Origin of the sequence: Aeromonas sp. HMWF014 (assembly GCF_963878295.1) — a bacterium.
GTDB classification, from domain to species: Bacteria; Pseudomonadota; Gammaproteobacteria; order Enterobacterales; family Aeromonadaceae; genus Aeromonas; species Aeromonas popoffii.
In genome coordinates this window covers 1-10,699 of sequence record NZ_CAWNYS010000198.1, presented here as the reverse complement: position 1 = coordinate 10,699, position 10,699 = coordinate 1, and the positions used below count along the sequence as shown (strand labels likewise).

14 protein-coding genes are annotated in these 10,699 nt (G+C 57.1%); 6 read left to right on the top strand and 8 right to left on the bottom strand.

The annotated features are described in order from the left end of the window. From AAC083_RS08010 to dolP, 4 genes are all read left to right on the top strand, one after another. Nucleotides 1-1,156, top strand: a 1,156-nt coding sequence (locus tag AAC083_RS08010; protein WP_146181617.1) for a penicillin-binding protein activator, incomplete at its 5' end; no start/stop codon positions are given. Further along, complete coding sequence (locus AAC083_RS08005; protein WP_181364686.1) at nucleotides 1,098-1,469, top strand: YraN family protein; 372 nt, start codon at nucleotides 1,098-1,100, stop codon at nucleotides 1,467-1,469. The genes AAC083_RS08010 and AAC083_RS08005, both read left to right, overlap by 59 nt. 9 nt (nucleotides 1,470-1,478) lie before the next feature. Next, nucleotides 1,479-2,069 (top strand): D-sedoheptulose-7-phosphate isomerase, encoded by a 591-nt coding sequence (locus AAC083_RS08000; protein WP_005305871.1) that lies wholly within the window; start codon nucleotides 1,479-1,481, stop codon nucleotides 2,067-2,069. A 4-nt stretch (nucleotides 2,070-2,073) separates the two neighbouring features. Beyond that, nucleotides 2,074-2,652, top strand: a complete 579-nt coding sequence (gene dolP, locus AAC083_RS07995) for a division/outer membrane stress-associated lipid-binding lipoprotein (RefSeq protein ID WP_042039066.1) — start codon at nucleotides 2,074-2,076, stop codon at nucleotides 2,650-2,652. 47 nt (nucleotides 2,653-2,699) lie between these two features. Here dolP and AAC083_RS07990 read toward each other — a convergent pair whose 3' ends face one another. From AAC083_RS07990 to zapE, 8 genes are all read right to left on the bottom strand, one after another. Further along, nucleotides 2,700-3,125 carry a ClpXP protease specificity-enhancing factor gene (locus AAC083_RS07990; RefSeq protein WP_042039067.1) on the bottom strand — a complete coding sequence of 142 codons (426 nt, stop codon included), beginning with the start codon at nucleotides 3,123-3,125 and terminating at the stop codon, nucleotides 2,700-2,702. Further along, nucleotides 3,122-3,751: a stringent starvation protein SspA gene (sspA, locus tag AAC083_RS07985; protein WP_005314352.1), complete on the bottom strand. Its 630-nt coding sequence runs from the start codon at nucleotides 3,749-3,751 to the stop codon at nucleotides 3,122-3,124. Before sspA ends, AAC083_RS07990 begins: the two co-directional genes overlap by 4 nt. Before the next feature lie 87 nt (nucleotides 3,752-3,838). Further along, a complete protein-coding gene (locus AAC083_RS07980; protein ID WP_042039068.1) occupies nucleotides 3,839-4,573 on the bottom strand; it encodes a cytochrome c1 in 735 nt (244 codons plus the stop codon). After that, a complete protein-coding gene (locus AAC083_RS07975) occupies nucleotides 4,570-5,787 on the bottom strand; it encodes a cytochrome b (protein WP_042039069.1) in 1,218 nt (405 codons plus the stop codon). Before AAC083_RS07975 ends, AAC083_RS07980 begins: the two co-directional genes overlap by 4 nt. Before the next feature lie 2 nt (nucleotides 5,788-5,789). Next, a complete protein-coding gene (petA, locus tag AAC083_RS07970; protein ID WP_108536272.1) occupies nucleotides 5,790-6,380 on the bottom strand; it encodes a ubiquinol-cytochrome c reductase iron-sulfur subunit in 591 nt (196 codons plus the stop codon). A 295-nt stretch (nucleotides 6,381-6,675) separates the two neighbouring features. Continuing rightward, entirely contained in the window at nucleotides 6,676-7,068 is a 393-nt protein-coding gene (rpsI, locus tag AAC083_RS07965; protein WP_042019610.1) for a 30S ribosomal protein S9, read from the bottom strand. Between the two features lie 15 nt (nucleotides 7,069-7,083). Next, nucleotides 7,084-7,512: a 50S ribosomal protein L13 gene (gene rplM / locus AAC083_RS07960; RefSeq protein WP_042039071.1), complete on the bottom strand. Its 429-nt coding sequence runs from the start codon at nucleotides 7,510-7,512 to the stop codon at nucleotides 7,084-7,086. A 266-nt stretch (nucleotides 7,513-7,778) separates the two neighbouring features. Next, nucleotides 7,779-8,873, bottom strand: coding sequence for a cell division protein ZapE (gene zapE, locus AAC083_RS07955; RefSeq protein WP_108536271.1), 1,095 nt, complete (start codon nucleotides 8,871-8,873; stop codon nucleotides 7,779-7,781). A gap of 140 nt (nucleotides 8,874-9,013) precedes the next feature. Between zapE and AAC083_RS07950 the strand changes: the two genes are divergently transcribed. Further along, nucleotides 9,014-9,394 (top strand): YhcB family protein, encoded by a 381-nt coding sequence (locus AAC083_RS07950; protein WP_042039073.1) that lies wholly within the window; start codon nucleotides 9,014-9,016, stop codon nucleotides 9,392-9,394. An 81-nt stretch (nucleotides 9,395-9,475) separates the two neighbouring features. Continuing rightward, nucleotides 9,476-10,699, top strand: a 1,224-nt coding sequence (locus AAC083_RS07945) for a Do family serine endopeptidase (RefSeq protein ID WP_108536275.1), incomplete at its 3' end; no start/stop codon positions are given.

The window sequence follows — 10,699 nt, the reverse complement described above, 5'->3', positions numbered from 1 at the left end:
TCTGGGTGATCTGGCAACCAGCAACCTCAATACACTGCAACAGATCGCCGTGTTCCTGCCGCTCTCCGGTAATCTGGAGCCTCAAGGCGCCGCCATTCGCAACGGCATGTTGATGTCTTACAAGGAAAATCAGGGCCAATTCACCCTGAACTTCTACGACACCCAGTCCAAGACGATGGGCGAGCTCTACAAGCAGGCCATTCAGGAAGGGGCCGACATGATCATAGGCCCGCTGCTCAAGGACAGGGTCGAGGAGCTGCTCAAGTCCAATCCGACCGTCCCCGTGCTGGCGCTCAACGAACTGGACCAGCCGATCGTCAACGACAACACCTTCTACTTTTCCCTCTCGGCTGCCGCCGATGCGGCCCAGGCCGCGCAATATCTCTACGGTCAGGGTTATCGCAAGCCGTTGCTGATCGCCGCCCAAGGGCGGATCGGCTACAGCAGCATCAAAGCGTTTGAGCAGGCATGGGCCGCCGTGAGCCAGGACCCGCCGGTCGTGGCCACCTTCGGTGCCCGCAACGAGGTGCAGGGGATGGTCAAAAATGCCCTGAGCGGCCGCTCGACCGCCCGGGCCGGGGAAGTGGTGCAACTCTCAGCCGCAGCCCCGCGCAGCATAGATGTGGTCTATGTGGTCGCCAACAGCCTGGAGACCCGGATGATCAAGCCCTATGTGGACATCTCGGTCAATCCCATGGGCAGTCTGCCCATCTACAGCAGCTCACGTGGCTACGACAGCGCCACCACAGAGGTTGCCTCCGAGCTCAATAGCATGCATATCTCCGACATGCCACTGCTGCTGGGTGGCTACGAGAAACAACGGGAGCAAATTGCCCTGCTCTGGCCACAGACCCAGGGTGACCTGCTACGCCTGTTCGCGCTCGGTTACGATGCCGTCAGCCTGGCGGAAAACCTGCAGCAGATGCGCAAGGTCAATGCCATGCAGCAGCCTGGCATGAGTGGCCAGCTGAGCGTGGACGCCAGTGGCAACATAGTGCGGGTACTGGACTGGGCCACCTACCAGAACGGCAAGCTGGTCAGTGACAGTGCCATGCCCCAGCTAGAGGGAGCCTCCGATGAAGGGTCTATTGGCACGGATGAGCCAGCAGTGGCAGAACCTGTTCCCGTCACCGACGAGCAAGGGGCCGCACTTTGAGCAGGTAGCGGAACGCTGGTTGCAGGCCCGAGGTCTGCAACCCGTGACCCGCAACTACCGCTGTCGGGGGGGCGAAATCGATCTCATCATGCGCCAGGGGGAAACCCTGGTGTTTGTTGAGGTCCGCTACCGCGCCAACACCAGCCATGGCGGAGCAGCCAGCTCAGTCACCCGGCGCAAGCAGCACAAGATCGTGCTGGCAGCGCGCCACTATTTCAAGCAACATGCCATCAACGAGGCCAGCCAGGCCTGCCGATTCGATGTGATTGCGTTCGAGGGAGACCAGCCAGACTGGATCCAGAACGCATTTTAAGAGGACCCTATGACTGACCGCATCAAAGAGAACTACACCGAAAGCATCCAGACCAAGATTGCCGCCGCCGAGGCGCTGCCGGACGCTATCCATACTGCGGCCCAGATGCTGACCATCTGTCTGCTCAATGGCCACAAGGTGATGGCGTGCGGTAATGGTCCTTCTGCGGCGCTGGCCCAGCTGTTCATCTCGGAGCTGGTCAACTGCTACGAGACAGAGCGCCCCTCCCTGCCCGGCATGGCACTGACCCCCGACATGGCCACCATCAGCGCCATCGCCACCGACCATGGCTTCGAGGAGGTCTATGCCAAGCAGATCCGGGCTCTGGGTCAACCCGGCGACATCCTGGTGGTCATCACCACCACGGGTAACAGCCGCAGCCTGATCAAGGCAGCCGAAGCCGCGCTCTCCCGCGACATGACGATAGTCGTGCTGGGTGGCGGTGACGGCGGCGAGATCGCCGGCTTGCTCGGCCCCAACGATGTGGAGATCCGGGTGCCATCCGCCCGTCGCCCCCGCATTCTGGAAGTAAACCTGTTGACCCTGCACTGCCTGTGTGACCTCATCGACCAGACTCTTTTCCCGCAACAGGAAGACTGAAACCATGAAGAAGCAAACTCTCCTGCTCGGCCTGCTGGCCGGCACCCTGCTGCTGCAAGGCTGCGCGGCCGTGGTGGTGGGCGGTGCCGCCGGTACTGCCAAGGCTTCCGGCGATCGCCGCACCCTGGGGGCCCAGTGGAGCGATCAGGCCATAGAGCTGAAAGCGGCCAACCTGCTGGCCGACAACAAGCCGCTGAGCGCGGCCAGCAAGATCAGCGTCTACAGCAACAACGGCCGTGTGCTACTGGTCGGTCAGACACCTTCTGACGCTTACAAACTCGAAGCAGGCAAGATAGTGGCCCGCATCGACGGTGTACGCCACGTCTACAACGAACTGCGCCTCGGCCAGCCGGTCAGCATAGGGGTTCGCAGCAATGACTCCTGGATCACCTCCAAAGTCCGTGCAGACATGCTGGGAGCCAAGAACTTCGACAGCGCCAAGGTCAAGGTGGTCACCGAGAATGGCGAGGTGTTCCTGATTGGCCTGGTCACTCGTCAGGAAGGGGATCGAGCCGTTGAGATAGCCCGCCACGTCAGCGGCGTGAAGCGCGTTATCAAGGCTTTCGAGTTCGCCCAGAACTGAGCGACGAGCAAACCGCTATAAAAAAACGCAGCCAACTGGCTGCGTTTTTATTTGATGACTTTCAGCGTCGGACGACCAGTCGGACGCGGTGGTTCCGGCTCAGGCTCAGCCGGTGCTTCGGCCTGCTCCAGCCAAAGGTCGTAACCCGGCTCGGGCGGGAACAGGGTACCCACGCCATTTTCCCGGGCATGAATGGCCAGCACGGCCGCCATCGGGATATAAACCTGCTGGGAGACACCACCGAAACGGGCGCTGAAGCTGATGGCTTCATTGTCCATGTGGAACTGCCCCACCGCACGCGGCGCTATGTTCAACACAATTTGTCCATCCTGGACAAACTGCATCGGCACCATCACATGAGGGATATTGACGTTGACCACCAGATGCGGGGTCAGCTCGTTATCCAGTAACCAGTCAAAGAACGCCCGTAACAGATACGGGCGACTGGGTGTCATTGTCGGTTCCATGCTCATACGCCAGCACGGATCTCGCGCTCGGCTTCAGTCAGGGAAGCCTGGAAGGATTCACGCTCGAACAGACGAACCATGTAGGCCTTCAGCTCCTTGGCTCCACGGCCGGCGAAGTCAATGCCGAGACTCGGAAGACGCCACAGCAGCGGGGCCATATAGCAGTCGACCAGACCGAACTCTTCGCTCATGAAATAGGGCATTTCACCGAAGATGGGCGCAATGGCCAGCAGGTTGTCTCGCAGCTCGGCGCGTGCCGCATCCACGTCAGTACCCGCCATGATCTTGTCAGCCAGGGAGTACCAGTCCAGCTCGATGCGATGCATCATCAAACGGCTGTTACCACGGGCTACCGGGTAAACGGGCATCAGGGGCGGGTGCGGGAAGCGCTCGTCCAGATACTCCATGATGATGCGTGAGGTGTACAGTGCCAGCTCACGATCGACCAGAGTCGGTACTGTGTTGTACGGGTTCAGCTCGGCCAGCTCATCCGGCAGGTTGCTTGGGTCAACCTGGCAAATATCTACGCTAACACCCTTCTCCGCCAGGACAATGCGCACCTGATGGCTGAACATATCGTTGGCACCGGAAAACAGCGTCATTACCGAACGCTTATTGGCAGCTACAGCCATTGAACCCTCCCGTCATTAAAAAGCAGAAACGGCAATGAAGCATCTTGGTCTTCATTGCCGTGCATTATATTACCCGGATCTGGTCGCTTAGTGAACGTCGCGCCAGAATTCCTTCTTCAACAGCACAGTGAAGATGAAGAAGATCACGATGAATCCGAGTACCCAGAAGCCCATGCGTTCGCGCTCCTGTTGTACCGGTTCAGCCGAGTAGACCAAGAAGTTTACCAGATCCAGTACCATCTGATCATACTCTTCGTTATTCATTTCACCGTTGCCGTCAGATTTGACACTGACAACCTGCTGGGTTTCCACCCCATCGACCATATGAGTGGCAAACTCGGCACGCGGCGTGCCTTGCAGCGGCTCCAGTACGTGGGGCATACCCACCGACGGGAACACCACGTTGTTCACACCAAACGGACGAGTCTCGTCCACGTAGAAGGAGCGCAGATAGGTGTAGATCCAGTCTGCACCTCGCACCCGCGCCACCAGTGTCAGATCGGGGGGAGGCGCACCAAACCACTTGGCCGCATCCTGCTCTGAAACCGAGTTTTCCATCAGATCACCGATCTTGGCACCGTTGACGATCAGGTTGGCAGCCATCAGGTCTTCCGGAATGCCTATGTCTGCCGCAACCCGGTTGTAACGCTGGTACTGGGTGCTATGGCAGCCAAAGCAGTAGTTCATGAAGGTGGTGGCACCACGCTGCAGGGACGCCTTGTCGTTCAAGTCATAGTTGGCCTTGTCCAGCTGCACGGCACCGGTATTGGCAAACACCAGCGCTGGCAGCAGGGTCAGCACTGCAAAAATTATTCTTTTCATTTAAATGTCACCCTCTCCGGCAGCGGCTTGGTGCGTTCGTTCTTGCTGTAGAAGAACAGCAGGACGAAGAACCCGAAATAACCCAGGGTACAGATCTGGGCAATCAGCGTCAGGGTCGGGGTCGATGGCAACACGCCGAGGACACCGAGAATGACGAAGCAGACCACGAACTGGGCGATGTTCAGCCTGTGCAGAGTGCTGCGATAACGCACTGAGCGCACCTTGCAGCGATCCAGCCAGGGCAGCAGGAACAGCACTAGGATAGAGAGACCCATCATGATGACGCCCAGCAGCTTGTCCGGCACCGCACGCAAAATGGCGTAGAAGGGTGTGAAGTACCACACGGGGGCAATGTGCGCCGGGGTTTTAAGGCCGTTGGCCACTTCAAAGTTCGGCTTTTCGAGGAAATAGCCCCACATGTCCGGCTTGAAGAAGATGACGGCGCAGAACAGGAACAGGAAGCCTGCCACCCCGATCATGTCCTTCACGGTAAAGTAAGGGTGGAATGCCACCGCATCCAGCGGCCAGCCTTTCTCGTCCTTGTGCTTCTTGATGTCGATGCCGTCCGGGTTGTTGGAGCCCACCTCGTGCAGCGCCAGAATGTGCATGACCACCAGCATCACAAGCACCAGCGGCAGTGCGATGACATGCAGGGCGAAGAAGCGGTTAAGGGTCGCACCCGAGATGACATAATCACCACGGATCCACAGGGTCAGATCGTCGCCAATCACCGGGATGGCGCCAAACAGTGAGATGATAACCTGGGCCCCCCAGAATGACATCTGACCCCAGGGCAGCAAATAGCCCATGAACGCTTCGGCCATCAGGCAGAGGAAGATCAGCATGCCGAAGATCCACAGCAGCTCGCGCGGCTTCTGGTAGGAGCCGTAGATCATGCCGCGGAACATGTGCAAATACACCACCACAAAGAACGCAGACGCGCCTGTGGAGTGCATGTAGCGCAACAACCAGCCATAGTCCACATCCCGCATGATGTACTCTACGGAGGCAAAGGCGCCTTCTGCAGAGGGGTTGTAGTTCATGGTTAGCCAGATGCCGGTGATAATCTGGTTGACCAGCACCAGCATGGCCAGCGAGCCGAAGATGTACCAGAAGTTCAGGTTCTTTGGCGCCGGGTACTTGGCCATATGGTCGTTGTACATGGCAGTGAGCGGGAAGCGATCGTCGATCCAGCCCATCAGTTTGGCAAACATGGTCAAGCCTCCTTGCCGTCGGCACCGACCAGGATGGTGGTGTCGCTAAGATATTGGTACGGCGGAATGACCAGGTTCAAAGGTGCAGGCACCCCCTGGAACACTCGACCAGCCATGTCGAACTTGGAACCATGGCACGGGCAGAAGAATCCGGAGGTCACGCCCTGAACCTGTTCACCGAAGCTGTCCGGCAGATAGGAGGGAGAGCATCCCAGATGGGTGCAAATACCGACGGCAACGAAGATTTCCGGCTTGATGGACCTGTGCTCGTTGTGGGCATAGTCGGGCTGCTGGGGTTCGTCGGAGGCTGGGTCGCGCAGCTTGTCATTATGAGCAGCCAAGGCATCCAGCGTCTGCTCGGTACGTTTTACCACCCAGACCGGTTTGCCTCGCCACTCAACGCGAATGAGCTGACCTGGTTCCAACTTACTGATATCCACTTCAACCGGAGCACCCGCCGCTTTGGCTTTGGCACTCGGGTTCCATGACTTTATAAACGGCACTGCGGTAAAAGCAGCTCCTACCCCACCAACGGCGACCGTTGACCAGGTAAGAAATCTGCGGCGACCGGTATCAACTGGCGCATTGCTCATCCAAAAACTCTCCCATGTGGACTCCGCACATTCTTATTGTGTCCCTGTTCCCCTTTCTTCCGTGACAACAGCGGCGGAAGCGGAGTTACAATTGTCACAGAAAAACCGAGGGAATTTTAAAGAAAAGATAACAACTTGACAAGAAAGAGAAGCGAAGGGCAAAAACAATAAATACACAAATATTTGTCTTTTGTGACGTGGTGTTAGCATTGGCGTAAATAATATTACCAATAAAAAAAGCCTGGCACATGGCCAGGCTTTTTTGACACTCGTGAGAGTGCGTACCAAAAGCGAATTAACGCTTGGAGTACTGCGGACGCTTACGAGCTTTGTGCAGACCGACTTTCTTACGCTCAACCTTACGGGCATCGCGAGTAACAAAGCCTGCTTTACGCAGTTCGGCACGCAGGGTCTCATCGTACTGCATCAGAGCACGAGTGATACCGTGGCGGATTGCACCAGCTTGACCGGAGATGCCGCCACCGTTAACGGTGATGTACAGATCCAGTTTTTCGGTCATCTCAACCAGTTCCAGCGGCTGACGAACTACCATGCGGGCAGTCGGACGGCCGAAGTACTGCTCCAGGGAGCGTTGGTTGATGATGATTTTACCGCTACCCGCTTTGATAAACACGCGAGCAGTGGAGCTTTTGCGACGGCCGGTACCGTAGTATTGATTTTCTGCCATGTTGCCAGTTCCCGATTAGATATCCAGTACTTGAGGTTGCTGAGCAGCATGAGCATGCTCGGCGCCTGCGTAAACTTTCAGTTTACGGAACATGGCACGGCCCAGAGGACCCTTCGGCAGCATACCTTTGACAGCAGCTTCGATTACCATTTCCGGCTTACGCTTGATCAGCTTGTCGAAGCTGATTGACTTGATACCACCCGGGAAACCGGAGTGAGCATGGTACATTTTGTCGGTAAATTTCTTACCGGTTACGTGTACCTTCTCAGCATTTACAACGATGATGTAATCACCGGTGTCAACGTGCGGAGTGTACTCAGCTTTGTGCTTACCACGCAGACGAGAAGCGATCTCGGTTGCGATACGACCCAGAGTTTTACCTTCTGCGTCCACAATGTACCAGTCACGTTTTACGGTTTCTGGCTTGGCAACGAAAGTTTTCATTAAGTTAAACCCAATTACCTGTTACAGACCCAATTGCTTATGGGGGCTCTCCCACAAACAACAAACGATGGCCTACCTGTACCCCTTCGAATACAAGTAAAGCTTAAAGTGTTGCTGCCTTATCGACAGCTGTAACGTGGGCCGGGCGATTATAAGTGAAGTTGCCTTAAATATCACCTGCTAATTTCACTGCCATGAAGCTAGCAAATGTCGCCCGGCCCTACCTGCCGCAGATGCCCATCCGACTGGCAGGCGCGGTATTGTGACTAAGGAAGGTGCACTCTGGCAAGGTATTCGTGCGATTGCATTTCCTGAAGCCGTGAAAGACAACGTTTGAATTCGAAATTCAGCAGCCCGTCCCCGTAGAGTTCTGTCATGGAGACAGCCGCCGACATAATGAGTTTGACGTGCCGCTCATAGAACTCATCCACCATGGCGATGAAGCGGCGAGCCGCGTCATCCGTGCCCGCCCCCATGGGCTGCACATTGGCCAGCAACACGGTGTGAAACAGTCGTGCCAGTTCTATGTAGTCGCCCTGTGAGCGCGGAGTGCAGCAAAGTTGCTCGAACTCCATGTAGAGCACCCCTTCTCCCATCCCCAGCGACGTCAATTGACGATGGTTGATCTCGACACTGCCCGCACGAGCCTCTTCCGACCCGGTTAACTGTTGAAAATAACGATCAAGATTCGCTTTTGCCTGCTGATCCAGCGGAGAGTGATAAATCTCAGCCTGCTCCAGAGTACGCAAGCGATAGTCGATCCCGCCATCCACGTTAAGTATCTCGCAATGACGCTCGATCAATGCGATGGCAGGCAGAAAACGGGCTCGCTGCAGGCCATTTCGATAAAGATCCTGTGGTGGTATGTTCGAGGTGGCCACCAGTACCACACCGTGCCCGAACAACTCCTGGAACAAGGTCCCCAGCAGCATGGCATCCGTGATGTCGGAGACAAAGAACTCATCGAAACAGATGACGTCTATCTCGCTGGCCAGCTTGCTGGCGATGAGCTTGAGCGGATCGGCCTGACCGGTCAGCCCCTTGAGTTCGTCGTGTACCCTGTGCATGAAACGGTGGAAGTGGATACGCAGTTTTCCCGTCCCCGGCAGGCTTTCGAAAAAAGTATCCATCAACCAGGTCTTGCCTCTGCCCACTCCACCCCACATATATAACCCGAGGACAGGTTCCTGGGCCTTGGGCTTTTGCAACCAGCCCAACAGGCCGCGGGATCTGGTCGGAGTCGGGCTTTGGCACAAATCCTGATAGAGTCGCTCCAGGCGGGTCACGGCCATCGCCTGGGCCGGGTCGGCCACAAAGCCGGGGCGCTGCAAATCCTGCTGATATTTTTGCTGCGGGGTCATCCTGTCAACCGCCTCCAAGTCCCTGAACAAAGGACAAAATGGTATCACGCTCTCGGGGTGCACGGTATAGTGCCATCAAGGCGTAGCGGCCACCCAGGCCGCATCAACACACATTGATTTAGCTGTAATAAGGAGCATCTATGAGTCTGTTAAATGGGATCCTGCTGGCTGTCGCCGCCTTGATTATCGGCATCATCATCGGTCGTTTCACGGTGCGCAGCCGGGATGCAGGACGTCTGGAACAAGAGCTGAAAAAAGCACACTCGGAGCTGGAAAACTACCAGGGCCAGATCAATACCCACTTTGCCGACAGCGCCGCCCTGATGGAGCAACTGGCCGAGCAGTATCAGACCCTCTATCGCCACATGGCGGAACAGAGCAAATTCCTGGCCAAGGCACAGGAGCCGCGATTCCGCGAAGCGCTGCTCGACGATAACGCAGATACCCAGGTCAACGAAGAACCCGGTATCCCGCCCCGTGACTATGCTGGCGCGTCCGGTTTGCTCAAGCAGTCCAGCTAGTTCTTTGCGGAACTAACTGCGCTGTATCGTGGTCAGACCTTGACGATTGCATTGCAACTTTTTCTGGGAGCCGTTTTTCATATGCGTAAACCTCTTTCTGTGTTCAGTGTGTTAGCCCTCAGTGTCGGTATCGCTATGTCAGCGACCCCGGTACAGGCTGCGCTGCCCTCTTTGCTGGCGAACAACCAGGAGATGCCGAGCCTGGCGCCGGTTCTCGAACAGGTCACGCCAGCTGTGGTCAATATCTCGGTCTCTGGCAAAAAAATCACCCGCCAGCGTCTGCCGGAACAATTCCGCTTCTTCTTCGGCCCCAACATGCCTGGTGAGCAGGTGAGCGAGCGGCCCTTCCAGGCGCTGGGCTCAGGCGTCATCATAGATGCCAAGAAGGGCTACGTGATCACCAACGCCCACGTCGTGCACGAGGCGGACGAGATCAAGGTCAACCTGAAAGATGGTCGTGAATACGCGGCCAAGAAGATAGGTGAAGACAGGCAGTCCGACATCGCGCTGCTGCAAATCAAGGCAGAGGATCTGGTCCAGATCAAATTTGCCGATTCGGACGAATTGCGAGTCGGCGACTATGCACTGGCCATCGGCAACCCGTTTGGCCTGGGCCAGACAGTCACCTCCGGCATCGTCAGCGCCCTGGGCAGAAGCGGCCTCAACATCGAAAATCTGGAGAACTTCATCCAGACCGATGCAGCCATCAACTCCGGTAACTCGGGTGGCGCCCTGCTCAACCTGCGCGGTGAGCTGATCGGCATCAATACCGCCATCCTGGGCCCGAACGGTGGCAACATCGGCATCGGCTTCGCCATCCCCTCTAACATGGTGCGGGATCTGTCCGAACAGATCGTCAAGTTCGGTGAAGTACGCCGTGGCCAGCTGGGGATTACGGGTACCGAGCTGACCTCAGAGATCGCCAAGACCTTCGGCTACAACAAGAAGGATGGCGCCTTCGTCAACCAGGTCATGCCCGGCTCTGCCGCCGCCAAGGCCGGCATCAAGGCTGGCGACATCATCATCAGCATAGATGGCAAAGCCATCCGCTCGTTCGGTGAGTTGCGCGCCAAGATAGCGACCATGGGGGCCGACAAGCAGGTTTCCCTGGGCCTCATCCGTGATGGCAAGGAACAAACCGTCAAGGTCATCCTGAAGAAAGCAGATGACAGCGAGATCCTCGCCAGCGCGCTGCACCCGGCCCTGGAAGGCGCCAAGCTCAGCACCACGACCGAACCAGTCACCGGCGTGGCTGTCTCTGATATCGATCCGCGTTCTCCTGCTGCCGCCTCCGGCCTGCAGAAG

Bases quoted from the DNA above. Each gene is read 5' to 3' on its own strand.
- AAC083_RS07980 (WP_042039068.1), bottom strand. From the start codon at position 4,573: ATGAAAAGAATAATTTTTGCAGTGCTGACCCTGCTGCCAGCGCTGGTG.
- AAC083_RS08000 (WP_005305871.1), top strand. From the start codon at position 1,479: ATGACTGACCGCATCAAAGAGAACTACACCGAAAGCATCCAGACCAAG.
- AAC083_RS07950 (WP_042039073.1), top strand. From the start codon at position 9,014: ATGAGTCTGTTAAATGGGATCCTGCTGGCTGTCGCCGCCTTGATTATC.
- zapE (WP_108536271.1), bottom strand. From the start codon at position 8,873: ATGACCCCGCAGCAAAAATATCAGCAGGATTTGCAGCGCCCCGGCTTT.
- AAC083_RS07975 (WP_042039069.1), bottom strand. From the start codon at position 5,787: ATGTTTGCCAAACTGATGGGCTGGATCGACGATCGCTTCCCGCTCACT.
- rplM (WP_042039071.1), bottom strand. From the start codon at position 7,512: ATGAAAACTTTCGTTGCCAAGCCAGAAACCGTAAAACGTGACTGGTAC.
- AAC083_RS07990 (WP_042039067.1), bottom strand. From the start codon at position 3,125: ATGAGCATGGAACCGACAATGACACCCAGTCGCCCGTATCTGTTACGG.
- dolP (WP_042039066.1), top strand. From the start codon at position 2,074: ATGAAGAAGCAAACTCTCCTGCTCGGCCTGCTGGCCGGCACCCTGCTG.
- sspA (WP_005314352.1), bottom strand. From the start codon at position 3,751: ATGGCTGTAGCTGCCAATAAGCGTTCGGTAATGACGCTGTTTTCCGGT.
- petA (WP_108536272.1), bottom strand. From the start codon at position 6,380: ATGAGCAATGCGCCAGTTGATACCGGTCGCCGCAGATTTCTTACCTGG.
- rpsI (WP_042019610.1), bottom strand. From the start codon at position 7,068: ATGGCAGAAAATCAATACTACGGTACCGGCCGTCGCAAAAGCTCCACT.
- AAC083_RS08005 (WP_181364686.1), top strand. From the start codon at position 1,098: ATGAGCCAGCAGTGGCAGAACCTGTTCCCGTCACCGACGAGCAAGGGG.